The sequence below is a fragment of the Rathayibacter sp. AY1E6 genome (assembly GCF_002931115.1).
In the GTDB taxonomy this organism is placed as follows: domain Bacteria; phylum Actinomycetota; class Actinomycetes; order Actinomycetales; family Microbacteriaceae; genus Rathayibacter.
Window position 1 is genome coordinate 13123 of sequence record NZ_PSVK01000023.1, and the last position, 26228, is coordinate 39350.

Here is a 26228-nt window from a genome sequence, read left to right on the forward strand (position 1 = left end):
GCGCGACGGAGGTCGCCTGGTGGGGCCCCGGCCGACCGCCGCTCAGACGCGGCCGCGCTCGCGGACCGCGTCGCGGAGGACCGCGCGGACGCCCGCCCACATGTGCCGCGCGTTCAGCTCGGCCAGCACCCGCTCCCGGCCCGCGCGGGCGACCTCGGCCCGCTTCCCGTCGTCGCTCAGCACCGCCTCCAGCACCGCCGCGATCCCCGCTGGATCGTGCAGGGGCAGCGAGAAGGACGTCTCGCCGTCGCGGACGTAGCCGGTCATCGCGGCGCTCGCGGTGACCGCCGTGCAGGTCCCGCAGCCGGAGGCCTCCAGGAGGACGCTCTGGCCCGTCGGGTAGGCGAGGTCGTGGCTGGTGACGACGACGAGCTCGGCGTCGCGCAGGTTGTCGCGGTGCCGACCGACCGGGACGGGATCGTGCAGGACGACGTTGGCCGGCAGCGCCCGGGACGGCCGCCGTGCAGGAGTGGTCACGATGTCGAACCGACGGTGCGGCAGGCGCTCGGCGGCGGCGACCAGCGAGTCGAAGTCGCGCCCGCGGTCGACACCGACGGCGAGCACCTCGAACCGCTTCGGACGCGGCGGAACGGGCCGGTAGTAGTCCGAGTCGACCCCGAAGAGCACCGGTGCGATCCGCCGCTCGTCGACGCCGTGCCGGGCGAAGAGCTCGCGCTGGTTCTCGCTGAGCACGATGATCCGGTCCACGCCCTGGAGCAGCCGGACCACCTGTCGGCGCCGCTGCGGCGAGCCGGTGAGCAGCTCCTCCGCCCACCAGCAGGAGAGGACCACGAGCGGCGTGCGGCCGTACGGCCCGAGCCGCGCGCGCCGGAGCAGCGCGGGGAGGCCCGCCTCCGGCTCGAGCACGCAGAGCACCGCGTCGGCCGAGCGGACCGCCCGGAGTGCGCGCAGCTGCGTGTCCACGTTCAGCCCCGTGCGGTGCTCCACGACGTCGCGCAGCTTCACGTGCGCGGGCCGAGACGCGTGACCGGGGACGAGGAGCCGCGTCGAGTCGTCCCGGAGGAGGTCGGCCCGGTACGGCAGCCTCCCTCGGGCGAAGGGCTCGCCCGGAGCCAGGCGCAGTGTCGGGTGCTTGAGGAACAGTCCGAGCACTCTGAGGACTTCCGGTTCGGGGGTCATCGTCGTCCTTTCCGGAGGGAGGAGGAGAGGCTCGCCGCGGCATTCTCCGGAAAGCGGATCGGTCCCGTGGCGGGAGGATCAGGAATCACCGGAGAGGACCATTCGCGCCAGAAGTCCGTCGATAGCCGACTTCCCGGAGGACGGCGAGTAGGAATCGTTCCAGCGGGCACGATCCCTCTCCCGCGACTCCGATAGTCCTCTCTTCTTCCGGGCTCTGATCAGCTCGGCCAGAGCCCGCGGATCCCCGGCTCGGAACGTGGCGTCGATCGACGGGCCGACGACCTCGGGGAGCGCACCGGCATCGCTCACCACCACGGGGACGCCGGCCGACATCGCCTCCGTCACGACCAGGCCGAACGACTCCGGCTGCACCGACGGCACCACCAGGAGGTCGATCCGCGCGAAGAGGTCGCCGGGCTCGATCCACCCCGGCCGGTCCACCAGAGCGGCGACCGGAGCGAGGGCCGCCTCCACCTCGCGACGCTCCCGCTCCGCCACGAACCGGGGCTCGCCCGCCAGCACCAGGCGATACGCGCCCGGTTCCCCGGCCTCCAGCAGCGCCAGCGCCTCGGTGAGGACCCGCACCCCCTTCGCGAGCGAGGGACGCCCGAGGAAGCCGAGGACGGTCGTCCCGTCCTCCCGCTGCCGCGCCTCCGGCAGCTCGACGCGGCGGCTCCAGTTCGGCAGCACGGTCGACCCGGGGACGACCCCCGCGAGGTAGCGAGAGGGGACGAGGGTCGCCAGCGCGCCGCGGCGGGCCACGGGCGCGAGCAGCCGCTGCAGGCCGGACGGGCGCTGGTGCAGATGCACGATCCGCCGCGGACGCCCTGCGGTCGCGACGGCCGGCACCAGCCCGTTGCACCACAGCACGCCCTCGCGGGAGGAGGCGTCCCAGCGCCGCAGCGCGCGCATCCAGGCGGGTCTGCCCGCGGCCTCGAGCTCGACGACCCGGTGGCCGGCAGCGAGGGCGGCGGCGACGAGCGCACGCGGCTCCGAGGGGCCGACGACCACGACCGGGACCTCGAGCGCCTCGAGCGCCTCCGCGATGCTCAGCAGCATCACCTCGCCGCCGCCGATGTCGCCGTTGTTGGTCGCGAGCGCCACCGGAGGCCGCCCGGCGCCGCCCGCTCCCCCGTGGATCATCCGCCGCCCCGCCCGCCTCCGTGCGGCGCCCCCGCGGCCCGCGGGCCCATCCTCACCGAGACGAGCGCTCCGCTCCACCGCCCCCGGCCGGGCTCCGCGGGCCGCAGGAGCGCTGGAATACTGACCGGATGGAGGTCGTGGGCGTTCTCTGGGCCGACGAGGCCGTGCCGCTGGTGTCGGCGTTCGTCCACCGGCGGGCCGACGCGGCGGGCCTGCGCGCACTCGTGCTCAAGGGACCGACCGCCGCCGCCGACCGGCTCCGGCCGCCCCGCGCCTCCGGCGACGTCGACCTGCTGGTCGCCCCCGACGACCTGCCCCGGATCCTGGCCCTCCTGGCCGCCGACGGCTGGACCGAGCGGCCCTGGCCGGACGGACCGACGCTCGCGGCCAAGCACTCGCGCTCCTACCGGCACGCCGCGTGGCCGGTCGACATCGACGTGCACTGGCGCTGGCCGGGCTTCCTCGTGCCGCCGCGCGACGCCTTCGAGGCGCTGTGGAGCCGGCACCGGATCGTGGAGCTGGCCGGCCGTCCGGTCGCGACCGCCAGCGTCGCCGACTCGGCGCTCGTGCTGGCGCTGCACGCGCTCCGCGACGCCTGGCAGATCACCGACCCGCGCCTCACGCGGCCCTCCGACTACGACCTGCTCGTCGAGGCGGTGGGCGCCCGCGCGGAGCTGCACGCTCCGCTCCGGGCGGCGGCGGAGGAGCTCGGCGCCGTCCAGACCGCGCAGCCCTTCCTCGACGCGCTCGGCATCCGCGCGCGCGCCGGGGAGGTGCCCGTGGCCGAGCTGCGGGCGTGGCGGATCAACGCGAGCTCGCCCCACGCCTCCGCGGGGTGGGTGCAGGCCGTGCGCGCGGCCGGCTGGCGGCAGCGGCCGCTGCTCCTCGCCCGCGCCGTCTTCCCCGCTCCCCACGCCCTGCGTGCCGCCGACCCCGCCATCGGCCCGCGCCGGATCGACGTAGCGGCCGGCTGGTGGCGGCGGCTGCGCCGCGGCGCCCGCACGGCTCCGCTCGCGTGGGACCACCTCCGACGGACGGACAGGACCTGACATGACCCGCCGGCTGATCCGCGCCCCCTTCGGGCTCGGCGTGCGCTTCACCTTCGACGACACCGTCCCCGACCGCTTCGTGGCGGAGGTGGAGGAGTCGTGGAACGACGTGGACGACGACGCCGATCGCCCGGGCTCCGAGTACCGGGTGTCGCTGACCGAGCCGGTCGGGGAGCCCGGAGTGATCGCGCAGCCGACCGAGGACGCCCTCGCCGAGCACATCGGCGCCGCGCTCACCCTCGCGGCGGCCGACGCCTGCGAGGGCCGGCTGCTCAGCGTGCACGCCGCCGCGGTCGCCCTGCCCGACGGCCGCGTCGTCGCGTTCGTCGGGCGGCCCGGTGCCGGGAAGTCGACCCTCGTGAGCCTCGCCGCTCGGCGGTACGGGTACGTGACCGACGAGACGCTCGCCGTCCGCCGCGACGGGCGGGTGCTGCCGTTCCGGAAGCCCGTCGCCCTCCTCGACGGCGGCGACTGGAAGCGGCACCGCTCCCCCGCCGCGATGGGCCTGCAGCCGCTGCCGGACGCTCCGCTGCGCCTGGCCGCCCTGCTCCTGATCGCCCGCGACCCGTCCGGCCCGGCGGAGCCCCGGCTCGAGCCGATCGCCTTCGACGAGGCGCTCTCGGTGCTGCTGCCCGAGCTGAGCCACTTCGCACGGCTGCCCGCGGCGCTGCACCACCTCGCCGGGCTGCTCGATTCCGTCGGCGGGGCGCGGGTGCTCCGCTACCGCGAGGCGGAGACCGTGCTGCCGCTCCTGGAGCGGATCGGGGAGCCGTCGCCGGTCGTCGCCGACGCGCCGGAGGCCGATGCGGCGGCGCCCGGCCCGGGCCTGCTCGCGCGCGCCGCCGGCGTCGAGTGGGTCGAGCGCGACGGAGTGGTCAGCTGCCTCCTCGACGAGCGGGTCGAGACGCTGACCGGGATCGGCCCGGTGCTGTGGCGTGCTCTCGGGACGCCCGCGACGGTCGACGCGCTGACCGGGGCCGTCGTCGCCGAGCACGGCGCCCCGCCCGCGGGCGACCCCCGGGCGCACGTCGAGGCCGTGCTCGACGCGATGGTCGAGCACGGCCTCGTGGTCCGCGGCGCCTGACGGCGCCGAGCGCGCGGCTAGCCCGTGCGGACGTTCGGCCCGACGGAGCCGCGGGCGATGAACAGGTCGAGCAGGTTCACGAGCCCCACCGCGCGGATGTAGAGCGCCGCGACGTCGTAGCGGCCGACGGGGAGCGCCTCGAGGGCGGCGGGCCCGGTCGGGTTGGTGGAGCGGTTCTGCGCGTTGACGTCGATCTGGATGACATCCTGCAGCGCGGAGAAGACCGGAGTGATGACCTCGTTCTGCAGCGTCGCGAGCAGCGGCGTCAGGGCCGTGAGAGCGAGGTTCACCACGGTTTGAACAGCCCCCCCGAGACCACTTGAGACCAGCGGCGTACCGTTGATGAGGATGAGATTCTCGAGACGCGTCCTCAGCGAAGCGAGAAGAGCACTCGTGAAGGACGACGCCGCCGTCCCTGGAACCCGGAGGCTGTTGTCGACGAAGAGGGTCGAGTTCGGCGGAAGGCCGTTGACGTAGGGCGAGGTCGCGCCCTGGCCCGGTGCTCCGCCGAGCAGCGAGAAGAGATCGACCGTGATGGTCGCGGGGTTCGTCGACAGCTGCGCCTGGATCGGCTGCGTGCCGCCGGGGATGCTGCCGCCGAGGACCGACGTGGTGTCGACCGTGACCGTCAGCCCGAGGCCCGAGAGGTTCACCACGGCACCGAGCAGCGTGTTGATCGCCGTCGTGATCGCGGTCAGCGTCGGCGAGGTCAGCACCAGGTCCAGGCGGCCGACCTGGTAGTCGCGCTGCAGGTTGTCCGACCCGGGCACGCAGGCCGACTGGAGGGACGCGCGACCGGTCAGGGCGCCGATCCGCAGGGTCAGGTCCGTCACGTTGGTGAGCAGAGCGGCCACTCCCGCGCCGCCGGACGCCGCGAGGATCGCCCGGAGGTTCACCGTCCCGAAGTCGGGGAAGCTCCCCGCCGTCGAGTCGAGCGCCAGCTGGCCCGCGTCCGTGATCGCGCCGGAGGCGCCGCGGACGGTGCCGTTCGTGTTCGCCGACGCGTACTGGTTGAGGGTGCCGACGGTGGCGGGAGCCGCCAGCGTGAGGAGGGAGGAGAGCGTGCCGGTCAGCCCGGTCGCGTTCACGTTGATCGCGTTCAGCACCGTGGCGTTGACGCCGCCGGTCACGACGGCCGGATTGCCCTGGTCGGGAGCGATCGCCGTCACGCCCGCGACACCGGCGACGGTGTCGAGGTTCACGCCGCCGAGGAAGCCGCTGAGGAGGCGTCCGCGGGCGACCGCCTGGAAGACCGTCCCCACCGGGAAGCAGCTGATCGAGACAGCGGAGGCGGACTGCGCCAGCATCACCGCGGGCACCGACCAGACCGCTCCGGCCACGACCGTCCGCCGTGCGAAGACGCCCGCGGAATTCGCGCTCTTCTTCTCGCTCTTATCGCTGATATCGCTGGATGCGAGCGGATTAGACTCCGACATTGGCGGCCCTCCGGTGCTGTCGCTCGACGTACACCCCTTGGCGCGTCGGCGGCAAACATAGCGAGAGAGGCGTCGCGATAAGAGGCGCTGGCGGATTTCTACTCGCACTGGCGGTGATCAGCGGAGAGGACGCGGAGAAGATGGCAGAGGACCCCCGGCTCCTTCTCTGGCGGCGCCGCCCGGACACGGCCTCCGTCGATCTGAACGGGCGCGTCCTGGTGCTCCCGCTGGACGTCTCCCCGATGGGCAGCCCCTACGCGCTGCGCGAGAGCGTGGCCGCGACCTGGCGGGCGCTCGACGACGAGCCGCAGGACTTCTCCGGCCTGGCCGACCGGCTCGCCCGCCTCCACTCCACCGATCCCGGCGCCATCGCCGACGACCTGGCGCGCGTGCTGAGCGGGCTGGAGGAGCTGCTCCTGGTCGAGAGCAGCCCGCGCGGCGAGGAGTCCCGATGAGCGTCGCGAGCGTCGTCGTCCCCAGCTACGCGGGGGCGGCCCGCCTGCCCCGCCTCCTCGCCGCCCTCGCGGCTCAGACCCACCGCGATCTCGACGTGGTCGTGGTCCTCGACGGCGTCGTCGACGCCAGCGAGCGCGCCCTCGACGCCTCCCCCGTGCCCGTGCGCCGCGTCGTGCTCCCCGAGAACCGGGGGCGCTCCGCCGCGCTCACCGCCGGCTTCGACGCCGCGCGGGGCGACGTGCTGATCCGCTGCGACGACGACCTCGAGCCCGGCCCGGGCTGGGCCGCCGCGCACGTCGGGGCCCATCGGGACGCGGTCGTCGGCGTCGTCGGCCTCTGCCCCGACGTCGACCCGGGCACCGCCTACTCCCGCGCCTACGGCCGGCCGGCCGGCGAGCGCTTCCGCCGCGGCGCCTACGCGGCGGGTTCCGACGCAGCCTGGCGCTACTGGGGCGGCAACGTCTCGGTGACGCGGACGACCTACGACCGGGTCGGCGGCTACAGCACCGACTACCGCGAGTACGGCTGGGAGGACGTCGACTGGGGCTACCGGCTGCACCGCCTGGGAGTGCCGGTGCGGATCGAGCCCGGCGCCGAGGCCCTGCACCACGGCGCCTCCGTCTCGGCGGCGGTCCGCAGCCGCCGCGCGTTCCTCTCGGGGGCGGCCCGCCGCACCTTCGAGCGGCTGCACCCCGAGCAGGTGCGGGAGGCGGTGCCCGCAGCCGGCGCGTGGGACGCGGTAGTGCGCCTCCTGGCCCGCGGCGGGAGCGAGCGGCGCACAGCACTGGTCGCGGGATTCGCGGACGCCGCGCTCGGAGTGGTGCCCCGCCCGGTCGGCGAGAAGCTGGTCGCGCTCGCCGTCGAGTCCGCTGCGATCGCGGGCTACGACCGCGGCAGAGGGCGTCCCGCGCACGGGTGACGGCGGCGCGGATCGACGGATCCGCGGGCCCGGCAGCGGCGCCGACGCCGTGCGGGAGCCGATCTAGGCTCCCCCGCATGCGAGTCCTTCTGGTGGGCGGAGCGGGCTACATCGGGAGCCACACCGCCGTCGCGCTCCTCGAGAGCGGCCACGAGGTGCTGGTCGTGGACGACCTCTCGCACGCGAGCGAGCGGACCCTCGACGCGGTGGAGGAGCTGACCGGCTCGGTGGTCCCCCGCCTGATCGCCGACGCGCGCGACACGGCCGCGCTGACCCGCTTCCTCGCCGCCCACGGACCGGTCGACGCCCTGGTCCTGCTCGCCGGGCTCAAGTCGGTCGGCGACTCGGTGCGGCGGCCCCTCGATTACTGGACGGTCAACGTCGGGCTCGCCACCGCGGCGTTCTCGGTCGCAGCGGAGGCGGGGATCCGCACCGTCGTGTTCTCGAGCTCGGCGGCCGTCTACAGCCCGGGCGGCGCGATGCCGGTCGGGGAGGACTCCCCCGCCGGGCTCAGCGCGGCGAGCCCCTACGGCGCGACCAAGCGCGTCATCGAGGAGATCCTCGGCGACGCTGCGCGCGCCGATCCCCTCCTGCGCGCGGTCAGCCTCCGCTACTTCAACCCCATCGGCGCGCACCCGTCGGGGCGGATCGGCGAGGATCCGGCCACGGCGCCGGGGAGCCTCCTGCCCGTGCTGACACGGGCCGCAGGCGACCCCTCCCGGTGCGTCGACGTCCTCGGCGACGACTACCCGACCCCCGACGGCACGGGGCTGCGCGACTACATCCACGTCTGCGACCTCGCGGCCGGGCACGTCGCGGCGCTCGAGCGCGCGCGGCCCGGGCACCGCGTCTACAACCTCGGCACGGGCTCACCGACGAGCGTCCTCGAGCTGATCGACGAGGTCGAGCGGGCGAGCGGGGAGACGGTCCGGTGGCGGGCCGTGGGGCGCCGGCCGGGCGACCTCGCCGCGAGCTGGGCCGACCCGGCGCGCGCCGAGCGGGAGCTGGGCTGGCGGGCGGTGCGCACCGTGCGCGAGGGCGTCCGCGACCAGTGGCGGTGGCAGACCCTGCAGCGCATCGGCGTCTCCTGATCCTTCCGGCACGGCGTCACTGAAAGAGTGACTTCTTCCTCTCCGCGACTCTCCTCCATCGTTGTGATCTCCGAGGGAATAGCGCCTCCGCGACGCACTCCAGACGATCCTCGCCATTCCGCTCGCGGCTTATCCGGATTATCGGACTCTCCTTTCCCCGTCGTTCTGCGACGACTCGTACTCGCCTTTCGATTCCTTCTCCACGAGCCGGTTAGCTTCTACTGCACTGCTGATCGGTCACCGACGACGGATAAGCATTCGGAGCCGCTCCCGTCTCCGGATGGCCGCCCGATCCTCACCGCACGCCCGGGGGAAGGGGCCCATCATCACTGCCGTCATCGACGCGACCACCCGTTCCCGATCCGTCCCCCCGGTCGGTCCCGGCCTGATCGTGCACGAGTGGGTCGAGCGCCGCGGAGGCGCCGAGCGCGTGCTCGAGGCGATGACCGAGGCCTTCGCCGACGCCGACGTCCGCGTCCTCTGGAGCGACTGCGCCGAGGTCGTCGGCAGGCCCGTCTCGGAGTCCTGGCTGGCGCGCACGCCGCTGCGCCGCCACAAGGTCCTCGCCCTGCCGGCGATGCTGCCCACGTGGCGGCTCCCGGTCGGCGCCTCCCGCGAGTGGGTGCTGGTCAGCTCGCACCTCTTCGCCCACCACGTCCGCACCAGCGGACCGACCCGCAAGCTCGTCTACGCGCACACCCCGGCCCGCTACATCTGGGAGCCCGACCGCGACGGCCGCGGCAGCAGCCTCGCCGCCCGCACCGCGAGCCTGCTCCTCAAGCCGATCGACCGCCTCCGCGCCGCCGAGGCCTCCTCCATCGCGGTGAACAGCCTCTTCACCGGGCAGCGGGTGCGCGACGCGTGGCACCAGCCGTCGAGGGTCATCTACCCGCCGGTGAACACCGAGCTGCTCTCGACGATCACCGACTGGCGCTCCCCGCTCGACGACGACGAGCTGCGCCTCCTCGACTCGCTCGCGCGGCCGTTCATCCTGGGCGCCTCGCGGTTCGTCCCCTACAAGCGCCTCGAGAAGGTCATGGACGCCGGAGCTCGCACCGGGCTGCCGGTCGTCATCGCCGGGCACGGCCCCTGGGAGGCGCGGCTCCGCGCCTACGCCGAGGAGATCCGGGCCGACGTGACCTTCGTCATCTCGCCCTCCGACCAGCTGATCCGCGCGCTCTACGCGCAGGCGCTCGTGTACGTCTTCCCCGCCGTCGAGGACTTCGGGATCATGCCCGTCGAGGCGATGGCCTGCGGGACGCCGGTCATCGGGACCGACATCGGCGGAGTGCGCGAGAGCGTGTCCCTCGCCGGCGGGGGCGTCATCGCCGACCTCGAGGGCGATCCGGACTGGAGCGACCTGCTGCGCCGTGCGCTCGCGCTCGACGTCGACGCCTTCCGGGCCCGGAGCCGGGTCTTCTCGCGCCGGCGCTTCATCGCCGAGATCCAGGACTGGGTCGCCGAGCAGACCGCCTGACGACGGCGCTCCCCACCGCGGGAGGCCGTCCGTGCGCGCGTCACCGTGCGTGCGGACGACCCTCCCGCGGCGGGATCAGAACAGGCCGCGCGGGGGCTCGATCGAGGCGAGGACGCCGGGGGCGGCGATCACGCTGAGGCGGCCGACCTCCTCCGGGGTCAGCTCGGGCAGGCGCTGCGCGAGGTCGAGGAAGCGCTCGATCTCGGACTCCTCGAGCACGTCGGCGGCGAGCGTGCGGAACTTCGACACGTACTGCTCTCGGCTGAACGGGTGCGCGCCCAGCGGGTGCGCGTCCGCCACCGCGATCTCGTCGACGATCGTCGTGCCGTCCGTCATCAGGATCTCGACGCGGGCGCCGAACGCCTTCTCGCCCGGATCGGTGGAGTGGTAGCGGCGCGTCCACTCCGCGTCCTCCTGCGTCGTGACCCGGTGCCAGAGCGCGATGGTGTCGGCGCGGGCGGCCCGCTCGGGGGCGTAGCTGTGCACGTGGTGCCAGGCGCCGTCCTGCAGCGCCACCGTGAAGATGTACGGCACGGAGTGGTCCAGCGTCTCGCGGGACGCGGCCGGGTCGTACTTCTGCGGGTCGTTCGCGCCCGAGCCGATCACGAAGTGCGTGTGGTGCGAGGTGTGCAGGACGATCCGCTCGACGCGCTCGGGGTCGGCGGCCTCGGGGTGCGTCCGGTGCAGGCGGCGGGCGAGGTCGATCAGCGCCTGCGCCTGGTACTCGGCCGAGTGCTCCTTCGTGTACGTGTCGAGGATCGCGCGCTTGGCCTCGCCGCGGTCGGGCAGCGGGACGTCGTAGCTCGCGTCGGCGCCGTCGAGCATCCAGGCGATGACGCCGTCCTCGCCCTCGTAGATCGGCGACGGGCTGGTCTCGCCGCGCATCGCCCGGTCGACCGCCTCGATCGCCATCTTCCCCGCGAAGGCCGGCGCGTACGCCTTCCAGCTCGAGATCTCACCCTTGCGCGACTGCCGCGTGGCGGTCGTCGTGTGCAGGGCCTGCGCGACGGCCTGCTCGATCGTCGCGACGTCGAGGCCGAGCAGCGTGCCGATCCCGGCGGCGGCCGAGGGGCCGAGGTGCGCGACGTGGTCGATCTTGTGCCGGTGCAGACTGATCGCGCGCACCAGGTCGACCTGGACCTCGTATCCGGTGACGATGCCGCGGACGAGCTGCGCCCCGCCGATGCCCGCGTGCTGGGCGACGGCGATCAGCGGAGGGATGTTGTCGCCCGGGTGCGAGTACTCGGCCGCCAGGAACGTGTCGTGGTAGTCGAGCTCGCGCACGGCGACCCCGTTGGCCCAGGCCGCCCACTCGGGCGAGACCCGGCGGGCCGGGTCGACGCCGAGGACGACCGAGCCCTGGCCGCCGATGGAGGCGGGGTGCGCGAGAGCCTGCGCGCGGGCGGCGACGACCGGGCGGCGCAGGAGCGACGCGGTGGCGACGGCGGCGTTGTCGATGACCCGGTTGACCACCATCTCGGCGACCTCGTCGTCGATCTCGACCGGATCGGCGGCGACCTCGGCGATCGCGTGGGCGAGCTGCCCGTGTCGCGGGAGCTCCTCGTCGCTGCGGTGGACGCGGACGTGGTGTTCGTGCACGGGCGGCTCCTTCGTCTCTCCCCCAGGCTATCGCCCGCCTCCGGCCCCGGCCGCGCGGGCAGAATGGGCGGATGTCCTCCCCCACGCGCGTCGCGGCGCTCGACTGCGGCACCAACTCCCTCCGCCTGCTGATCGCCGACGTGGAGGGCGGCCGCCTCCGGGACGTCCAGCGTCGCACCGAGCTCGTGCGGCTGGGCCGCGGGGTCGACCGCACCGGCCGCTTCGACCCGGCCGCGCTCGAGCGGACCCTCGCCGTCACCCGCGAGTACGCGGCCGCCGCGCAGGAGGCCGGCGCCGAGCGCCTCCGCTTCGTCGCCACCTCGGCCACCCGCGACGCGGCCGACCGCGAGGACTTCCTCGCCGCCGTCGAGCGGATCCTCGGCGTCACCCCGGAGACGATCTCCGGCGAGGAGGAGGCGCGGCTCTCCTTCCGCGGCGCGGTCTCGGCCGTCGACTCCGCCCGGCCCGTGCTGGTCGTCGACCTCGGCGGCGGCTCGACCGAGCTCGTGCTCGGCGGAGCGGAGCCGGAGCAGGCGCACTCGATGGACGTCGGCAGCGTCCGCCTGACCGAGCGCCACCGCCGGGCCGCCGCACCGACGGAGGGCGAGCGCGCGGCGATGCGGGCGGACGTGGCCGCCGCGCTGGCCGCCTCCTCCGTCGACCTCTCGCAGGCCCGGAGCGTCGTCGGCGTCGCCGCGACCGTGCTCACGATCACCGCGCACGTCCTCCGCACCACCGACCGCGCCGCGCTCGAGACGTCCCTCCCCCTCTCCGACGTCCTCGCCGCCTGCGACGAGCTCGCCGCACTGTCTCCGGAGGGGGCGGCGGCCCTCCCCTGGGTCCGCCCGGGGCGCGAGGACGTGCTGGCGGCCGGCGCGCTGGTCTGGGGCGAGGTCCTCCGCGCGGTCCACGAGGCGTCGCCGGGCGTCGACCGGGTCCGCTCGACCGCGCACGATATCCTCGACGGCATCGCGCTCGGCCTCGCCTGACGCCCGCGCGGGTCAGGCGGTGAGGGCACTCCCGGAGTCGCGCGGGAGCCGGGCGGCGGCGGCGAGCGGCACGAGGGTCAGCACCGCGAGGGCGAGGAAGGCGACGCGGTAGGGGACGAGGCCGGGCCCGATCGCGGTGCCGACGGCGAGCGCCACCGCGCCCACCGCGACCCCGAGGCCGGCCGCGATCTGTTGCGTGGTGGCGTTGAGGGTGTTGGCGCCCGACATCCCCTCCTGCGGGACCTCGGCGAACGTGACGGTGTTGTAGGCCGTGAAGCCCGCCGAGCGGGCCACTCCGCTCAGCACCAGCAGCGCCACCACGAGCGCCACCGGAGTCGCCGGCTCGAGGAACGCCATCGCCGCCATGCACGCCGCCCCGACCGCGCTCGCCGCGACCAGCACCCCGCGGAAGCCGAGGCGCCGCAGCAGCGGAGTCGTGGCCGGCTTGATCGCCAGGTTGCCGGCGAAGAGCGCCAGCACCACGGAGCCGGCCTGCACCGGGCTCCAGCCGAACGCGTCCTGGAACAGCAGCGGGAGCAGGAACGGCACCGCGTTCACGGTCGCCCGGTAGAGCGATCCGCTCGCGTTGGCGACCCGGAAGGTGCGGAAGCGGAAGGCGTCGAGCCGCACGAGCGGATGCTCGGCGCGGCGCAGGTGCCGCACGGCGAGCGCCGTCACGACCGCGCCGACGAGCAGCGGCGCCACCGCCCGCCCGTCGAGCTCGGAGCCGGTGAGGAGCCCCGCCGCTCCGACCAGCGCGCCGAGACCGACCGCGACGAGCGCCAGCCCCGTGACGTCGAGCGGGGGCGGCGCGCTCTCGGAGGTGGCGGGGACGATCCGGCGCGCGATCGCGAACGCGACGACCCCGAGGGGCAGGTTGATCAGGAAGATCCAGTGCCAGGAGGCGACGGTCGTGAGCAGCCCGCCGAGGAACGGCGCGATCACGGGGGCGACCAGTCCCGGCCAGACCAGGATCGCGATGGCGTGGATGATCCCCTCCCGCGGAGTCGCCCGCAGCACCGCGAGCCGGCCGACCGGCACCATCAGCGCGCCGCCGACGCCCTGCAGGACGCGGGCGCCGACCAGCAGCGGCAGCGTGGGGCTGAGCGCGCAGAGCAGGGAGGCGAGGGTGAAGACGGCGATCGCGGTGGTGAAGACGCGGCGCACGCCGAAGCGCTCGCTGAGCCAGCCCGAGGCCGGGATGAGGACGGCGACGGTGAGGAGGAACGCGGTGACGGTGATCGAGACCGCGGCGGAGTCGACGCCCAGGTCGGCGGCGATCGCGGGCGCGGCGGTCGTCACGATCGTGGCGTCGAGGTTCTCCATGAAGAAGCAGCCGGCGACGAGCAGCGCGAGGGAGCGGTGGCGGGGGTCCGTGCTGTCCTCCTCGGCGTGGGGCTGTCGGCGGCGAGCGTAGCGCGGCGACGGCGCGGCCGCCGGGCGGGTACCGTCGCAGCATGAGCGCTGCAGCCGAGACCAGGACGATCCAACTCCGACGCTACGAGCTGATGGACGGGGTGATGGACGACTTCCTCGCCTGGTTCCCCGAGCGGATCGTGCCGGCGCGGGAGGCCCACGGCTTCCGGATCGAGTTCGCCTACGCCGACCGCGAGGTGAACGAGTTCGTCTGGGCGGTCAGCACGGCCGGCGACGCCGACGCGTTCGCCGAGGTCGAGCGGGCGTACCTGGCCTCGCCAGAGCGCGACGCCGCCTTCGCGGGCGAGCCGAAGCGCGTCGCGGTGCAGCACGTGCGGCTGGTCGAGCGGATCGTCTGACCCGGGCGGCGTCCTGCCGGGGCGCCGCCGACTCCGGGCACCGTCGGGTCCGGGCGCCGTCGGGTCCGGGCGCCGTCGGGTCCGGGCCCGTCAGCTCCGGGCGCGCCGCACGGCCGCGAGGACGCCTCGGACCACGAGCGTCCCGACCGCGATCGACCCGATCGCTCCGGTCAGGCGCGCCCAGACGTGCTTCGGCCGGTCGATCCCGGCGCGGTCGGCGGGCGAGGGGAGCGAGGCGGGCGCGAGCGTGCGTCCCGCGGCTCCCGCCTCGGCCATGTGGGCGAGCCGGCGCACGGCCTCGCGGTTGCGGATCCAGAGGAACGAGTGCATCAGCGGCTTCGGGATGAGCGTGCCCGGGCCCTTCACGGGCGCCTCGTGCATCCGCACCTTCGCGCCGCGCGCGTGCGGCTCGACCTCGACGCGCACCCGGGCCTCGCCGAGCGGCCAGCCGGCGGCCTGGATGACCATCCGGCGCGGCGGGTCCCACTCGAGAACCGTGGTGCGGTCGTCGATCACGAGCGGCCACAGGCCGAAGGAGTGGTGCAGCTGCGAGCCCACGTGCGGGAAGTCGGCGTCGACCTTCCGCATCCGCGACGCGCCGACGACCCAGCTCGGGAACAGCCAGCCGGAGGCGAGCACCGCGAAGACGGACTCGGGCGGGCAGTGGACGACGCGGGTGGTGCGAGACATCGCGGGCTCCTTCGAGTGGTGGTGGGGCGCGTGGCGGCGCCGTCCCTCAGCCTGGCAGGCCGGGGGCGGCGACGGGCGCAGCGCAACGGCGGCGGCTCAGGCCGGGTGCGCCTCCGGCGACAGGTCGGGCGACTCGCGCACCCCGAACTCGTGCCGCAGCGCGCTGCGGGCGGCGTGCCAGCCGGCCATGCCGTGCACGCCCGGCCCGGGCGGGGTGGACGAGGAGCAGAGGTAGAGCCCCTTCGCGGGCGTCCGCCACGGGTCGGTCGTGGGGACCGGGCGCGAGAGCAGCTGCGCGACGCTCGCGGCTCCGGCGGCGATGTCCCCGCCCAGGTAGTTCGGGTTGTAGGCCTGCATGTCGCGCGCGGTCATCGAGGAGGCGCCGATCACGCGGTCGCGGAACCCGGGGGCGAAGCGCTCGATCTGGGCGGTGATCGCCTCCTGCTGGTCGGCGGGCGAGTACCGGGGGACGTGCGTGTACGCCCAGAGGACGTGCTTGCCCTCGGGCGCCCGGGTCGGATCGGCGATCGAGGGCTGCGCCACCAGCACGTAGGGGCTGCGGCTGTGCCGGCCGCGCTTCACGTCGCGCTCGGCGGCCGCGATCTCGGCGCGGCTGCCTCCGACGTGCAGCGTGCCCGCGCCGGCGAGCTCCGGGTTCGTCCACGGCACCGGCCCGTCGAGGGCGAAGTCGACCTTGGCCACGCCGTTGCCGTAGCGGAAGCGCTGGAGGGCCGCGGCGTACGCCGGGGGCAGCCGGTCCCCCGCCATCGCGAGCAGCGCCGTCGGCGTGCCGTCGACGAGCACGGCGCGGGCCGGGGGCAGCTCCGAGAGCGAGGTCACCTCGACGCCGGTCTCGATGGTGCCGCCGTGCGCCCGGAGGTCGTCGGCGAGCGCGTCGACGATCGACTGGCTGCCTCCGATCGGCACCGGCCAGCCGCGCGCGTGGGCGTAGGCGCCGAGCGCCAGGGCGGCCGCGGCCGTCGACGGGCTCGGCATCGGGCGGATCGAGTGCGCGGCGACCCCGGAGAACATCGCCGGGGCGACGTCCTCGCGGAAGCGCAGGTTCCACACCGGGGTGCCCTGCTCGAGCACCCGCAGTCCGAAGCGGATCAGCACGCTCGGGTCCGTCGGGATCCGCAGCAGCGCGTCGTTGGTGAAGCCCGCGACGCGGTCGGCCCGCTCGGAGAGAGGTCCCATCAGGGCGCGCCACGCCGCTCCGTCGCGCCCCAGCGCCTCGACCGTGCGGTCGAGGTCGCGGTAGGCGATGCCCGCGCGGCCGCCGTCGAGCGGATGCGCGTACGAGATCTCGGGGACGACCAGCTCGATGCGCCGGTCGAGCCCGAAGGCGCGGAAGAAGCCGGACGCGAGCGCCATCGGGTGCACCGCCGAGCAGACGTCGTGGTGGAACCCGGGCAGCGTCAGCTCCGCCGTGCGCGCGCCGCCGCCGATCGTCTCGTTGCGCTCGAGCACGGTGACCGAGAGCCCGGCCCGCGCGAGCGTGACCGCGGCGGCGAGGCCGTTGGGCCCCGCCCCGATGACGACGGCGTCGACCACGGTCACTTCCTCCGCAGGGCCGAGACGACGCCCGCGGCGCCGGCGGCGAGGGCCGCGGCGGCCCCCGCGTAGCTCAGGGCGCGGTGGCGGATCATCCAGATCTGGGGCGTCATGGTGTGCGCGCGGTCGCTGAAGAGGCCGCGGGCGCCGTGATCGCCGGGGACCGGCTCATACACGTTGTTCGGCAGCATCGGCTCCGTCTTGTCGGGGGCCTGCTGACCGTCGAAGGCGCTGCGGGCGAGGTACCAGTCCATGAAGCGCCCGGCGAAGCGGTCGCCGAGGATGGTGCCCGCGGTCGGCTCGCCGACCCAGGTGCGGCGGCGCGGCTTGTCGGCCACGTCGGCGATCGCGATCGCGCCCACCTCGGGCTCGTAGATCGGCGGCACGGGCTGCGGGTGGTGCGGCAGCTGCGACTTCACCCAGTTGAACTGGATGGTGTTGAGCGCCGGCATGTCGACCTCGGACAGGCGCACGCGGCTCTTCGCGTGCAGCAGCTCCGCGGTGACGGCCTCGGTGAAGCCTCGGGCGCCGAACTTGGAGGCGCAGTACGCGGCCTGCAGCGGGATGCCCCGGTGCGCGAGGGCGGAGCCGACCTGGATGACGTGCCCGCGGTCGCGCGGGGTCATCCGGGAGAGGGCTGCGCGGGTGCCGTTGACGAAGCCGAAGAAGTTGACGCCCACGGCGCGCTCGAAGTCGGCGGGCTCGGTCGAGAGGAACTCGCCGAAGACGCCGACCATCGCGTCGTTGACCCACAGCTCGATCGGGCCGAGCTCGGCCTCGACCCGGTCGGCCGCCGACTCGACGGCCTCGCGGTCGGCCACGTCGGTCGAGATGCCCAGCCCGCGCCGGCCCTTCTGCTCGATCTCGGCCACCGTGGCCGCCAGTCCGTCCTCGCCGCGTGCCAGCACGGCGACGTCCCAGCCGCGGGAGGCGAGCTCGCGGACCGTGGCGCGTCCGAGCCCGGCCGTGCCGCCCGTGACGACGGCGACTCCGCGGCTCATGCGCGGGCCTCGCGGGAGGAGGTCTCGAGGCGGGGGTGCTGCGTCATGGTGCGGGCTCCTTCGTGAGGGCGCGGTGTGCGTCGGGAGTCCCACGCTAGGCGGGAGCGGCGGCGCGGCGCGCGGGGTTGCGCCCGATCGGTGGAGAGCTCGGTGGATCCGCGCCCGGGGAGGAGAATCGCTCCCGACAGCTCCCGGCTCTCCTCCAGAGACCGCCGCCAGACTGACGCCCGCCCGAGCACCCTCCGACCGGATCGACGCATGACCTCTCTCCTCGACCTGAGCCTCGTCTCCGGCCCCCTCGTCGTCGCCGTCTACGTGCTCGCGATCGGAGCGCTCCTCCTCCTGCTCGCCGCCCACGTCCGCGCTCCCCGCCGCGGGCGCTCCCGGCGCGGCGGGATCGCCGTCGCGGTCCTCCTCCTGGGCCTGATCGGCGGCGCCGCCCTGGCCGCCCTCGTCGACGGGCCCGACGGCCCGTTCGGCGTCGACTTCACGCCGGTCACCCGGGTCGCGATCGGCCTCGGGATCGGCGGGCTGGGCGTCGCGCTGGTCGTCCTCGGCCACGCGATCGCCCGCCGGCGCGCGCGGGGAGTGCTCGCGTCGCTCGCCGCCGGAGTGCTCGTCGTCGCGGCGGCCGCGATGACCGTCAACATCGACTTCGGCCAGTACCCCACGGTGCGCAGCGCGCTCGGGATCAGCGCGTACTCCGACTCCTCCGTGCCGGTCGCCGCCGCGGACGGACCGCACTCGGACCTCGCGACCTGGACCGCCCCGGCCGGGATGCCCGCCGTCGGCTCGGTCTCGACAGTCGCCATCCCCGCCACCGCGTCGGGCTTCCCGGCCCGCGACGCCGTCGTCTACCTCCCGCCCGCGGCCCTCACCGCGACCCCGCCGCTGCTGCCGGTGATGATCATGCTCTCGGGGCAGCCGGGGTCGCCCTCCGATCCCCTCTCGACCGAGAAGTTCCAGCAGACCCTCGACGCCTACGCCGCCGCGCACGCCGGCCTCGCGCCGATCGTCGTGTCGCCCGACCAGCTGGGCGATCCCGACAGGAACCCGATGTGCGTCGACTCGCCGCTCGGGAAGTCGGCCACGTACCTCACCGTCGACGTCCCGAACTGGATCCGCGCCAACCTGCCGGTGCTCGGCGACGCGCAGCACTGGGCGATCGGCGGCCTCTCGCAGGGCGGGACCTGCTCGATCCAGCTCGGCGCCGGCCACCCGTCGCTCTTCGGCAACATCGTCGACGCCTCGGGCGAGCTCGCGCCGACCCTCGGCAGCGAGGCGGCGACGGTCGCGCAGGGGTTCGGCGGCGACCAGGCCGCCTACGAGGCCGCGAAGCCGGTGAACGTCCTCGCGGAGAACGCCCCCTACACCGGCACCGTCGCGATCTTCGGAGTCGGCGCCGAGGACACCTCGTTCCTCCCCGGAGCGAAGACCGTCTACGCCGCGGCCGTCGCCGCCGGCATGAGCGCCACCTACCTCGAGGTGCCGGACAGCGCCCACGACGTCACGGCGTGGTCGGCGACCTTCGACAAGGGCCTCGAGATCCTCGCCGACCGCTGGAAGCTCGTCCCCGCCTCCTGAGCGGCTCCGCGCCTCAGGCGCTCTCGACCAGCCGGACCGCCGCCTCGACCCCGCCGCTCCACGGCGCTCCGTGGCCCGGAACCACCCAGCGCGCCCCGGTGGGCAGGAGCGCCCGGAGCGACGCGAGCGCCTGCTCCGGCTCGTCGGTGAAGGGCGCGGGCTGCGGACCCGTGCGGCCGGTGAGCACGTGGCGGGTGGTCAGCCCGTCGCCGACGAAGACCGCGTCGGCCAGCGGCACGTGCACGGCGATGCTCCCCGGGGAGTGACCCGGGAGCGCGATCACGCGGGGAGCGCCCGGCAGGTCGAGCGTCTGCCCGTCGTGCACTTCGACGACCTCGGTGAGCGGCGGGACCGTCGCGATGCCCTTCCGCAGCGCGTAGGCCGCGAAGCCGAGGAGCGGCAGGACGCGCAGCCGCGGTGTCGCGGTCCTCGGCTTCGCCCCGCCCTTCGCCCGCTCGGCGTCGGCGGCGTGCACGTGGACCGGCACGTCGTGGTCGCGGCGCAGGCGCTCGGCGAAGCCCACGTGGTCGGAGTCGCCGTGGGTCAGCACGACGCCGCGCACGTCGTCGAGGGTGCGGCCCATCGCGCGCAGCTCGGCCAGGAGCTCCGGCCAGAGACCGGCCGGCCGCGTTCCTCCTCGTGATGGCCCCCGCTCCCGGCACGCCCGTCGCCGCCCAGGAGTACCGCGACGCGGCGAGCGCCCGCCTGCTGGACCTCACCGCGCAGCTGGCGGGCGAGGAGGACGCCCTCGAGGCGGCGCGCACGCTGACCGCCTGGGCGACGGGGTTCATCGGGATGGAGATCACCGGCGCCTTCACCCTCGGCGGCGATGTGGAGAGCGCCTGGCGCTTCGGGCTGGGGCGGATCGTCTCCGCGCTCGCTCCGGCCGCGTCGCGCTGAGCGCCGCCGCTCAGGCCCGGCGGAGCGCCGCCTCGTCCTCGAGGAACCGCGGACGGCACGCGACGATCCCGCTGACCAGCAGCACCGCCACTCCGGCGAACAGCAGCGCGTACGCGCCGCCCCAGTCCCCCTGCGCCTCGTAGAGCACGCCGATCAGCAGCGGACCGAGGCAGGCGAGCCCGTAGCCGAGCCCCTGCGTGGCGCCGGAGAGGGTCGAGGAGCCGGTGGTCGTCCGCGTCCGCGCGTTCACGAGCGTCAGCGTCATCGGGAACGTGCTGACGCCGAGCCCGAGGCAGACCACCCACGCCACGGCACCCTCCAGCGGAGCGACGACGAGGCCCGCGTAGCCGACGGCGAGCAGCACGCAGCACACCACCACGACCACGACCGGGTTGCGCATCCCCAGAGTCAGCGGCGGCACCACGAAGGCGGCGGCGAGGCCGAACACCGAGAACAGCGCCAGCAGCGCCCCGCCCTGCGCCGGATCCGCGCCCGCGTCGACGAGGATCGTCGGCAGCCAGGTGATGATCCCGTAGGTGTGCAGACCGGTCATCCCGAGCATCAGCACCATCGCCCAGAGCAGCGGCGTGCGCCACGCCCCGTCCACGCGGCCGCCGGCGGCGGCCGGAGCCGCCCCGCCTCCTCCGCGGGCCGCGAGCGCCGCCCAGAGCAGGCAGGCCGCGGCCGTCATCACGGCCCAGATCCCGATCGCCCAGCGCCACCCCGCCGTCGAGGCCAGCGGCACCGCGACCAGCGGAGCGACGAACTGGCCCACCTGCAGCAGCGCCAGGTAGAGCGAGCTGACCGTCTTGATCCGCTCGGCGAAGTACCGCTTCACGATCGGCACGATGAGCACGTTCGTGGTGCCCACGCCCGCGAAGGCGACGACGGTCGAGAGCACCAGAGCGACCGGGCTCGGGCTGAGCGCGCGGAGGGCGATGCCCAGTGTGGTCACCAGCGTCGCGATCGCGAGCGTGCGCTCCAGGCCGATCCGGCGCGAGACGGCCGCGGCGACGAAGCCGAAGACGGCGAAGGAGGCGGTGACGATCGTCCCCAGCGCCCCGTAGAGCGAGGGCCCGAAGCCGAGATCGGCGCCGATCGTGTCGAGCAGCGGGCTGAAGCCGGTGACGGCGGTGCGGAGGTTCAGCGCGGTGATCGCGATGGCGGCGAGGGCCAGGAGGGCGGTGGCGCGGAGCGTCGGTGCTGCGGTCATGGAGTCCCCGAGAGATAGGATGATGGGATGAATCCTGGCGAGTCTAGCCCCGCGGCGCCGTTCCAGCGCGAGAGCGTGATCGACCACGTCACGGCGCTGTTCCACGAGGAGATCCGCTCCGGCCGCTGGGCCGTCGGCGAGCGGATCCCGGTGGAGGCCGAGCTCGCCCGCTGGACCGGCGCCGGACGCAACTCCGTCCGCGAGGCCGTCCAGGCCCTCGTGCAGGCGGGCCTCGTGCGGCGGGAGCAGGGGCGCGGCACGTTCGTCACCGCGCGCTCGCAGCTCGCCGAATCGCTGCGCCGCCGCATCCCGAGCGCCGCCCGCCGGGAGGGCCTCGAGCTGCGGTTCGCGATCGACGGGGCCACGGCCGCGCTGGCGGCCGAGCGCCGCACCGGGGAGGACGTCGCCTCCCTCCGCGCCCTGCTGGCCCGCCGGGCCCGCTCGTGGGAGGCGCCGGAGCTCGCCGAGCGGATCGCCGCGGACACCGCGCTGCACCGGGCCGTCGTCGTCGCGACCCACAACGACCTGTTCGTCGAGCTCTACGACGGCCTCACCGGCATGTTCGAGTCGGTGCTGGAGGAGGACGTCGTCGGCGAGGAGGACGTGCACGCCCGCCAGCACGCCGAGCTGGTCGAGGCGATCGCCGCGGGTGACGCCGAGGGGGCGCGGCGCCGGATCGAGGAGCTGCTCGCGCCGCTGCTGGCCGAGGCGCAGCAGGGCGGCGGCTGAGGGGGATGCTCCGAGGCGGGCGGCGGGCGGCACGCGCTCACGGCCGGCGTCGTGCCGCCCGGCGAGCGGGATCCGATGAGAGGGATCAGCCCCGCGGACGACGGGTCGACCAGAGCGCCCACGCCACCAGCAGCGGCTGGAACGCGAGGCGCACGGCGCGCTTGCGGTCGGTGTCGAGGCCGAAGGCGCTCGTCCGCGTCACCCACTGCGAGACGTTGCCCGGGAAGATCGCGGTGAAGAAGGCGGCGGCCGCGGCTCCGACCAGCGGCGCCCGTCGGCGCGCGAGCACCAGCGAGGCGCCCAGGCCGATCTCGACCACGCCCGAGGCGAGCACGACCGCGTCCTTGTCCAGCGGCACCCACTCGGGCACCTGCGCCTGGAACTCCTCCCGCTTGCGGGTGAGGTGGCTCACCCCCGCGAAGAGGAGGGCGGAGCCGAGGAGCACCTTGGCGCCGGTGCGGAGGAGGGAGGGGGAGGAGGAGGATGTCATGCGCTCCATCGTTCCCGATGCGGGCCGCCGCCGCCGACGTGGCGCGGCCACTGCGCACGAACGTGCCGGTGTCGGAGGCGGCGCCTAGTCTGATCGCGTGACTGACCGCATCCTCGTCCTCACCACCGGTGGCACCGTCGACAAGGAGTACTCGCTCGCGGGCGAGCTCGAGATCGGCGCCCCGATGGTGCCGCGCCTGCTCGCCCCGGTGCTCACCACGCTCGAGTTCCGCGTCGAGGAGGTCCTCGCCAAGGACAGCCTCGAGCTCGACGACGCCGATCGGGCCCTCATCCGCGAGCGGGTGCTCGCCGCCGAGGAGGACCGGATCGTCCTCACCCACGGCACCGACACGATGACCGCGACGGCCGAGGCCCTCGGCGTCGTCCGCGATCGGGTGGTCGTCCTCACCGGCGCGATGCAGCCCGCACGGATGCTCGACAGCGACGCCGCGTTCAACCTCGGCACCGCGGTGGCCGCCGTGCAGCTGCTGCCGCCGGGCGTCTACCTCGCGATGAGCGGACGGGTGCTGCCCGCCGGCTCCGTGGTGAAGGACCGGTCGATCGGCGTGTTCCTTCCGGCCTGAGCCGAACGCCGGGCCAGGGTCGCCCGCGGACGGGCTCCCGGCCGGACCACCCTCAGGCCTCGGCGAGCCCCGCGGTGCAGGCCGCGCAGAGCCCGAAGACGTCCACGACGTGGTGCGCGTCCGTGAATCCGTTCTGCGACGCGACCGAGCGCGCCCACTCCTCGACCTCGTCGGCCGCGATCTCGACCGTCAGCCCGCAGCGGCGGCAGATCAGGTGGTGGTGGTGCGTCCCCGGCGTGCAGGCGCGGTAGAGGCTCTCGCCCTCGGGCGACTGCAGCGAGTCGGCCTCGCCCTCCACGGCCAGGTCCGAGAGCGCGCGGTAGACCGTCGCGAGCCCGATCGGCGAGCCGGAGGCGTGCAGCGCACTGTGCAGGCCCTGGGCGCTGACGAAGTCCTCGCGACGCCCGAGAGCCTCGCGCACCGCCTCGCGCTGCCACGTGTTGCGCTTGACCACTGGACCACCTCCACTCCGCACGACCCGAGCCACGCTACCGCCCCCCGCCGACGGCGAGCCGGGAGCGCCGGACGCCCTTCCGGCCGATGATCCGGCAGACCGCGTAGATCGCGAACGAGATCGTCGTCACGTAGGGGCTGATCGGGATCGATCCGCCCAGCGCGAGCAGGATGCCGCCCACCAGCGCGCCGACGGCGAAGAGCACGCTCAGCAGCGGCACGACCACCGGCGAGGCGGAGAGGCGCAGCGCCGCGGCCGCCGGCGTCACCAGGATCGCGAGCACGAGCAGCGAGCCGACGATCTGCACCGAGACGGCGACCGCGAGGCCGAGCAGGAGCATGAACGCGATCGAGAGCGCCCGGGTGGGGATGCCGCGCGCGGCCGCCACGTCGGCGTCGACGCTCGCGAAGGTGAGGGGGCGCCAGATCAGCGCGAGACCGACGAGGACGACCACCGAGATGCCGATCAGCCACCCGAGCTGCGGGTCGTCGACCGCGACGATCTGCCCGGTGAGCAGGCCGAACTTGTTCGCGCTGCGGCCCGGGTAGAGGGCCAGGCAGAGGATGCCGATGCCGAGTCCGAAGGGCATCAGCACCGCGATGATCGAGTTGCGGTCGCGGGCGCGCGAGCCGAGCACGCCGATCAGGACCGCCGCGATCAGCGAGCCGACGATCGATCCCTCGACGACGCCGACGCCCAGCAGCAGCCCCGCGGACGCCCCCGCGAACGAGAGCTCGCTGATGCCGTGGACCGCGAAGGCCATGTCGCGCGACATCACGAAGACGCCGATGAGCCCGCCGACCACTCCGAGGACCGCGCCGGCGATCACCGAGTTCATCAGGAGCGACAGCAGCGCTCCGTAGTCCGAGAAGTCGAAGATCTGCGACCAGACGTCCGTCACGACTGCCCCTCCTCGTGCTCGTGCACGTGCGAGTGGTCGGGGGCGCCGACCACGATGACCCGGCCCCGGGCGCGGATCACGTCGACGGGTGCGTCGTAGAGCTCGCTGAGCACCTCCGAGCGCAGGACCTCGTCGGGGGTGCCGATCCGGAACCGGCCGCCGGCGAGGTAGAGCACGCGGTCCACCATGCCGAGCACCGGATTCACGTCGTGCGTGACGAAGAGGACGCCGAGGTTCCGCTCGCGGCGGTGCCGGTCGATCAGCTCGCTGACCGCCCGCTGGTGGGCGAGGTCGAGCGCGATCAGCGGCTCGTCGCAGAGCAGGAGCGCCGGGTCGCCCGCGAGCGCCTGGCCGACGCGGACGCGCTGCTGCTCGCCGCCGGACAGGCTGCCGATGGGGGCGTCGGCGAAGGCGGTGGCGCCGACGGCCTCGAGCAGCGCGTCGACGGCCGCGCGCCGGGAGCGGGAGGGCAGGGGCAGGCCGAACCGGTGGCCGTCGATCCCGAGCCCGAGCAGATCGCGGGCGCGCAGCGGAGTGCCCTCGTCGGCGAGCTTCTGCTGCGGGATGTAGCCGATGCGCCGGTTGCCGCGGTGCACGGGCTCGCCGAGCACCTGCAGCTCCCCCGCGCTCAGCTGCTGCTGGCCGAGCACCGCGCGCAGGAGGCTCGTCTTGCCGGAGCCGTTCGCGCCGAGCACCGCGACGAACTCGCCGGCGCGCACGTCGAGGTCGACGCCGCTCCACAGCTCGCGGTCGCCGAAGCGGAGGCCGGCGCCGCGCAGCCGCAGCACGGACGCCGAAGGGCCCGCCTCCGGGGAGACGGGCCTGGTCGGGGAGTCGTGGCTCACTGGGAGAGGGCTCCCTCGATCGCGTCGAGGTTGGCGGTCATCCAGCCGGTGTAGTCGTCGCCCTCGGGCAGCGTCTCGGTGACGGGAACGGCCGGGATCCCGGCGGCTTTCGCGGCGTCGAGCACCGCGTCCGTCTGCGCGCCCTCGGTCTGCTCGTTGTAGATCAGCGCGTCGACGGCCTCGCCGGAGAACAGCGCCAGCGTCTCCTGGAGCGTGGTCGCGGGGACGTCGGTGCCCTCCTCGACCGCCTCGCTGAAGGCCTCGGGAGTCGCGTCGGTCAGGCCGAGCGCGTCGGTCATGTACAGCGGGACGGGCTCGGTGATCGCGATGGAGCGGCCGGAGAGCGTGCCCTTCAGCTCGCCCTCGCGGGCGATCAGGGCGTCGAGCCCCTCGTCGAGAGTGGCGAGATTGGCGGAGTAGGCGGAGGCGTTGTCGGGGTCGAGCGCGGCGAGCTCGTCGCCGATCCGCCCCGCGACCTCCTTCATCACCGAGAGGTCGTACCAGACGTGCTCGTTGAACTCCGCGTGCTCGTGCCCGCCCTCCGACTCCTCCTCCTCCGCGTGGTCGTGGACGTCCTCCAGGCCGGCGATCACGGTGGCCGTGATGACGGGGGCCTCGGTGCCGGCCGCGCTGATCATGGTGTCGAGGAAGTGGTCGTAGCCGCCGCCGTTCTCGATCACGAGGGTCGCGCCGGACACGGCGAGCTGGTCGCGGGCGGTGGCCTCGTACTCGTGCGGGTCCTTGTCCGGGCTGTCGATGATGCTGGTCACCTCGACCAGGTCGCCGCCGATGCTCGAGACGAGGTCGCCGTAGACGTTCGTCGACGCGACGACCTTCACGGGCCCGCCCGCGGCGGCGGCGGAGGAGCTGTCGGAGGCGCTGCCCGCTCCGGAGCAGCCGCTCAGGGCGAGCGCGGTGCCGCCGAGGAGGGCGGTGAGGGCGAGGAGGCGGGTCTTCACGGTGAGCCGATCTGGGTCAGGGGCCGGGCGGGTGCCCCCACGCTAACGGCTATTGATAACGATTGTCAAAATCGTGCGGAGGCGCCCGCCGGTCATCCGCGGACACACGCGGACACGGGGCGACACGCGCCTCGCTCCGGACACCTCGCCCCTGGCACAGTCGCTGC

At 74.7% G+C, this 26228-nt stretch carries 27 protein-coding genes; 12 read left to right on the forward strand and 15 right to left on the reverse strand.

The window, feature by feature from the left end; all coding sequences use genetic code 11:
• Positions 1–42: 42 nt before the first annotated feature.
• Both C5C46_RS14470 and C5C46_RS14475 read right to left on the reverse strand, forming a co-directional pair.
• On the reverse strand, positions 43–1140 hold the full coding sequence (locus C5C46_RS14470) for a glycosyltransferase family 4 protein (RefSeq protein WP_104227205.1): 1098 nt from the start codon (positions 1138–1140) through the stop codon (positions 43–45).
• A gap of 78 nt (positions 1141–1218) precedes the next feature.
• On the reverse strand, positions 1219–2283 hold the full coding sequence (locus tag C5C46_RS14475; protein WP_104227206.1) for a glycosyltransferase family 4 protein: 1065 nt from the start codon (positions 2281–2283) through the stop codon (positions 1219–1221).
• Positions 2284–2411: 128 nt separating this feature from the next.
• Between C5C46_RS14475 and C5C46_RS14480 the strand changes: the two genes are divergently transcribed.
• Both C5C46_RS14480 and C5C46_RS14485 read left to right on the forward strand, forming a co-directional pair.
• Positions 2412–3332: a nucleotidyltransferase family protein gene (locus C5C46_RS14480; RefSeq protein WP_104227207.1), complete on the forward strand. Its 921-nt coding sequence runs from the start codon at positions 2412–2414 to the stop codon at positions 3330–3332.
• 1 nt (position 3333) lies between these two features.
• Entirely contained in the window at positions 3334–4416 is a 1083-nt protein-coding gene (locus C5C46_RS14485; protein ID WP_104227208.1) for a PqqD family protein, read from the forward strand.
• A 17-nt stretch (positions 4417–4433) separates the two neighbouring features.
• On the opposite strand, the gene C5C46_RS14490 is transcribed toward C5C46_RS14485, so the two are convergent.
• Entirely contained in the window at positions 4434–5852 is a 1419-nt protein-coding gene (locus C5C46_RS14490; RefSeq protein ID WP_146079005.1) for a choice-of-anchor G family protein, read from the reverse strand.
• 140 nt (positions 5853–5992) lie between these two features.
• Between C5C46_RS14490 and C5C46_RS14495 the strand changes: the two genes are divergently transcribed.
• The 4 genes from C5C46_RS14495 (at position 5993) to C5C46_RS14510 (ending at position 9795) form a co-directional block, all read left to right on the forward strand.
• Positions 5993–6307: a hypothetical protein gene (locus tag C5C46_RS14495; RefSeq protein ID WP_146079006.1), complete on the forward strand. Its 315-nt coding sequence runs from the start codon at positions 5993–5995 to the stop codon at positions 6305–6307.
• Complete coding sequence (locus C5C46_RS14500; RefSeq protein WP_104227211.1) at positions 6304–7227, forward strand: glycosyltransferase family 2 protein; 924 nt, start codon at positions 6304–6306, stop codon at positions 7225–7227. Before C5C46_RS14495 ends, C5C46_RS14500 begins: the two co-directional genes overlap by 4 nt.
• Positions 7228–7304: 77 nt before the next feature.
• Entirely contained in the window at positions 7305–8318 is a 1014-nt protein-coding gene (gene galE, locus C5C46_RS14505; RefSeq protein ID WP_104227212.1) for a UDP-glucose 4-epimerase GalE, read from the forward strand.
• 280 nt (positions 8319–8598) lie between these two features.
• Positions 8599–9795: a glycosyltransferase gene (locus tag C5C46_RS14510; protein ID WP_104227213.1), complete on the forward strand. Its 1197-nt coding sequence runs from the start codon at positions 8599–8601 to the stop codon at positions 9793–9795.
• A 75-nt stretch (positions 9796–9870) separates the two neighbouring features.
• On the opposite strand, the gene C5C46_RS14515 is transcribed toward C5C46_RS14510, so the two are convergent.
• Positions 9871–11394, reverse strand: a complete 1524-nt coding sequence (locus C5C46_RS14515; protein ID WP_104227214.1) for an MmgE/PrpD family protein — start codon at positions 11392–11394, stop codon at positions 9871–9873.
• 71 nt (positions 11395–11465) lie between these two features.
• Between C5C46_RS14515 and C5C46_RS14520 the strand changes: the two genes are divergently transcribed.
• Positions 11466–12383: an exopolyphosphatase gene (locus tag C5C46_RS14520; RefSeq protein ID WP_104227215.1), complete on the forward strand. Its 918-nt coding sequence runs from the start codon at positions 11466–11468 to the stop codon at positions 12381–12383.
• A 12-nt stretch (positions 12384–12395) separates the two neighbouring features.
• On the opposite strand, the gene C5C46_RS14525 is transcribed toward C5C46_RS14520, so the two are convergent.
• Entirely contained in the window at positions 12396–13709 is a 1314-nt protein-coding gene (locus tag C5C46_RS14525; protein ID WP_104227216.1) for an MFS transporter, read from the reverse strand.
• Between the two features lie 131 nt (positions 13710–13840).
• On the opposite strand from C5C46_RS14525, the gene C5C46_RS14530 reads away from it, so the two are divergent.
• Complete coding sequence (locus tag C5C46_RS14530) at positions 13841–14158, forward strand: NIPSNAP family protein (RefSeq protein WP_104224531.1); 318 nt, start codon at positions 13841–13843, stop codon at positions 14156–14158.
• 90 nt (positions 14159–14248) lie between these two features.
• On the opposite strand, the gene C5C46_RS14535 is transcribed toward C5C46_RS14530, so the two are convergent.
• From C5C46_RS14535 to C5C46_RS14545, 3 genes are all read right to left on the reverse strand, one after another.
• Positions 14249–14848: an SRPBCC domain-containing protein gene (locus tag C5C46_RS14535; RefSeq protein ID WP_104224532.1), complete on the reverse strand. Its 600-nt coding sequence runs from the start codon at positions 14846–14848 to the stop codon at positions 14249–14251.
• 96 nt (positions 14849–14944) lie between these two features.
• On the reverse strand, positions 14945–16402 hold the full coding sequence (locus tag C5C46_RS14540; protein WP_374953123.1) for a phytoene desaturase family protein: 1458 nt from the start codon (positions 16400–16402) through the stop codon (positions 14945–14947).
• 2 nt (positions 16403–16404) lie between these two features.
• Positions 16405–17403, reverse strand: coding sequence for an SDR family oxidoreductase (locus tag C5C46_RS14545; protein ID WP_104227218.1), 999 nt, complete (start codon positions 17401–17403; stop codon positions 16405–16407).
• Positions 17404–17661: 258 nt separating this feature from the next.
• Between C5C46_RS14545 and C5C46_RS14550 the strand changes: the two genes are divergently transcribed.
• On the forward strand, positions 17662–18987 hold the full coding sequence (locus C5C46_RS14550) for an esterase family protein (RefSeq protein ID WP_104227219.1): 1326 nt from the start codon (positions 17662–17664) through the stop codon (positions 18985–18987).
• Positions 18988–19000: 13 nt separating this feature from the next.
• On the opposite strand, the gene C5C46_RS14555 is transcribed toward C5C46_RS14550, so the two are convergent.
• Positions 19001–19588, reverse strand: a complete 588-nt coding sequence (locus C5C46_RS14555; RefSeq protein ID WP_258059523.1) for an MBL fold metallo-hydrolase — start codon at positions 19586–19588, stop codon at positions 19001–19003.
• 41 nt (positions 19589–19629) lie between these two features.
• Between C5C46_RS14555 and C5C46_RS14560 the strand changes: the two genes are divergently transcribed.
• Complete coding sequence (locus C5C46_RS14560; RefSeq protein ID WP_146076559.1) at positions 19630–19887, forward strand: TetR-like C-terminal domain-containing protein; 258 nt, start codon at positions 19630–19632, stop codon at positions 19885–19887.
• Positions 19888–19897: 10 nt separating this feature from the next.
• On the opposite strand, the gene C5C46_RS14565 is transcribed toward C5C46_RS14560, so the two are convergent.
• Positions 19898–21100 (reverse strand): MFS transporter, encoded by a 1203-nt coding sequence (locus C5C46_RS14565; RefSeq protein ID WP_104227222.1) that lies wholly within the window; start codon positions 21098–21100, stop codon positions 19898–19900.
• Between the two features lie 27 nt (positions 21101–21127).
• Between C5C46_RS14565 and C5C46_RS14570 the strand changes: the two genes are divergently transcribed.
• Positions 21128–21829 (forward strand): FadR/GntR family transcriptional regulator, encoded by a 702-nt coding sequence (locus tag C5C46_RS14570; RefSeq protein ID WP_104227223.1) that lies wholly within the window; start codon positions 21128–21130, stop codon positions 21827–21829.
• 85 nt (positions 21830–21914) lie between these two features.
• Here C5C46_RS14570 and C5C46_RS14575 read toward each other — a convergent pair whose 3' ends face one another.
• A complete protein-coding gene (locus C5C46_RS14575) occupies positions 21915–22319 on the reverse strand; it encodes a hypothetical protein (protein WP_104227224.1) in 405 nt (134 codons plus the stop codon).
• A 97-nt stretch (positions 22320–22416) separates the two neighbouring features.
• On the opposite strand from C5C46_RS14575, the gene C5C46_RS14580 reads away from it, so the two are divergent.
• Positions 22417–22902, forward strand: a complete 486-nt coding sequence (locus C5C46_RS14580) for an asparaginase domain-containing protein (protein ID WP_104224541.1) — start codon at positions 22417–22419, stop codon at positions 22900–22902.
• Between the two features lie 52 nt (positions 22903–22954).
• Here the strand turns inward: C5C46_RS14580 and C5C46_RS14585 are convergent, their stop codons facing one another.
• Genes C5C46_RS14585 through C5C46_RS14600 form a run of 4 tightly spaced genes read right to left on the reverse strand, consistent with a single transcriptional unit; the run spans position 22955 to position 26061 of the window.
• Positions 22955–23356, reverse strand: coding sequence for a Fur family transcriptional regulator (locus C5C46_RS14585; protein WP_104224542.1), 402 nt, complete (start codon positions 23354–23356; stop codon positions 22955–22957).
• A gap of 34 nt (positions 23357–23390) precedes the next feature.
• Positions 23391–24194 carry a metal ABC transporter permease gene (locus C5C46_RS14590; RefSeq protein WP_104224551.1) on the reverse strand — a complete coding sequence of 268 codons (804 nt, stop codon included), beginning with the start codon at positions 24192–24194 and terminating at the stop codon, positions 23391–23393.
• A 59-nt stretch (positions 24195–24253) separates the two neighbouring features.
• Positions 24254–25102, reverse strand: a complete 849-nt coding sequence (locus tag C5C46_RS14595; RefSeq protein ID WP_104227225.1) for a metal ABC transporter ATP-binding protein — start codon at positions 25100–25102, stop codon at positions 24254–24256.
• Positions 25099–26061, reverse strand: a complete 963-nt coding sequence (locus C5C46_RS14600) for a metal ABC transporter solute-binding protein, Zn/Mn family (protein WP_104227226.1) — start codon at positions 26059–26061, stop codon at positions 25099–25101. Before C5C46_RS14600 ends, C5C46_RS14595 begins: the two co-directional genes overlap by 4 nt.
• Positions 26062–26228: the final 167 nt, after the last annotated feature.

Bases quoted from the DNA above. Each gene is read 5' to 3' on its own strand.
- C5C46_RS14470 (WP_104227205.1), bottom strand. From the start codon at position 1,140: ATGACCCCCGAACCGGAAGTCCTCAGAGTGCTCGGACTGTTCCTCAAG.
- C5C46_RS14530 (WP_104224531.1), top strand. From the start codon at position 13,841: ATGAGCGCTGCAGCCGAGACCAGGACGATCCAACTCCGACGCTACGAG.
- C5C46_RS14590 (WP_104224551.1), bottom strand. From the start codon at position 24,194: ATGAACTCGGTGATCGCCGGCGCGGTCCTCGGAGTGGTCGGCGGGCTC.
- C5C46_RS14550 (WP_104227219.1), top strand. From the start codon at position 17,662: ATGACCTCTCTCCTCGACCTGAGCCTCGTCTCCGGCCCCCTCGTCGTC.
- C5C46_RS14510 (WP_104227213.1), top strand. From the start codon at position 8,599: ATGGCCGCCCGATCCTCACCGCACGCCCGGGGGAAGGGGCCCATCATC.
- C5C46_RS14525 (WP_104227216.1), bottom strand. From the start codon at position 13,709: ATGGAGAACCTCGACGCCACGATCGTGACGACCGCCGCGCCCGCGATC.
- C5C46_RS14495 (WP_146079006.1), top strand. From the start codon at position 5,993: ATGGCAGAGGACCCCCGGCTCCTTCTCTGGCGGCGCCGCCCGGACACG.
- C5C46_RS14545 (WP_104227218.1), bottom strand. From the start codon at position 17,403: ATGAGCCGCGGAGTCGCCGTCGTCACGGGCGGCACGGCCGGGCTCGGA.
- C5C46_RS14480 (WP_104227207.1), top strand. From the start codon at position 2,412: ATGGAGGTCGTGGGCGTTCTCTGGGCCGACGAGGCCGTGCCGCTGGTG.
- C5C46_RS14490 (WP_146079005.1), bottom strand. From the start codon at position 5,852: ATGTCGGAGTCTAATCCGCTCGCATCCAGCGATATCAGCGATAAGAGC.
- C5C46_RS14565 (WP_104227222.1), bottom strand. From the start codon at position 21,100: ATGACCGCAGCACCGACGCTCCGCGCCACCGCCCTCCTGGCCCTCGCC.
- C5C46_RS14570 (WP_104227223.1), top strand. From the start codon at position 21,128: ATGAATCCTGGCGAGTCTAGCCCCGCGGCGCCGTTCCAGCGCGAGAGC.
- C5C46_RS14520 (WP_104227215.1), top strand. From the start codon at position 11,466: ATGTCCTCCCCCACGCGCGTCGCGGCGCTCGACTGCGGCACCAACTCC.
- C5C46_RS14475 (WP_104227206.1), bottom strand. From the start codon at position 2,283: ATGATCCACGGGGGAGCGGGCGGCGCCGGGCGGCCTCCGGTGGCGCTC.
- C5C46_RS14500 (WP_104227211.1), top strand. From the start codon at position 6,304: ATGAGCGTCGCGAGCGTCGTCGTCCCCAGCTACGCGGGGGCGGCCCGC.
- C5C46_RS14575 (WP_104227224.1), bottom strand. From the start codon at position 22,319: ATGACATCCTCCTCCTCCCCCTCCCTCCTCCGCACCGGCGCCAAGGTG.
- galE (WP_104227212.1), top strand. From the start codon at position 7,305: ATGCGAGTCCTTCTGGTGGGCGGAGCGGGCTACATCGGGAGCCACACC.
- C5C46_RS14535 (WP_104224532.1), bottom strand. From the start codon at position 14,848: ATGTCTCGCACCACCCGCGTCGTCCACTGCCCGCCCGAGTCCGTCTTC.
- C5C46_RS14485 (WP_104227208.1), top strand. From the start codon at position 3,334: ATGACCCGCCGGCTGATCCGCGCCCCCTTCGGGCTCGGCGTGCGCTTC.
- C5C46_RS14560 (WP_146076559.1), top strand. From the start codon at position 19,630: ATGGCCCCCGCTCCCGGCACGCCCGTCGCCGCCCAGGAGTACCGCGAC.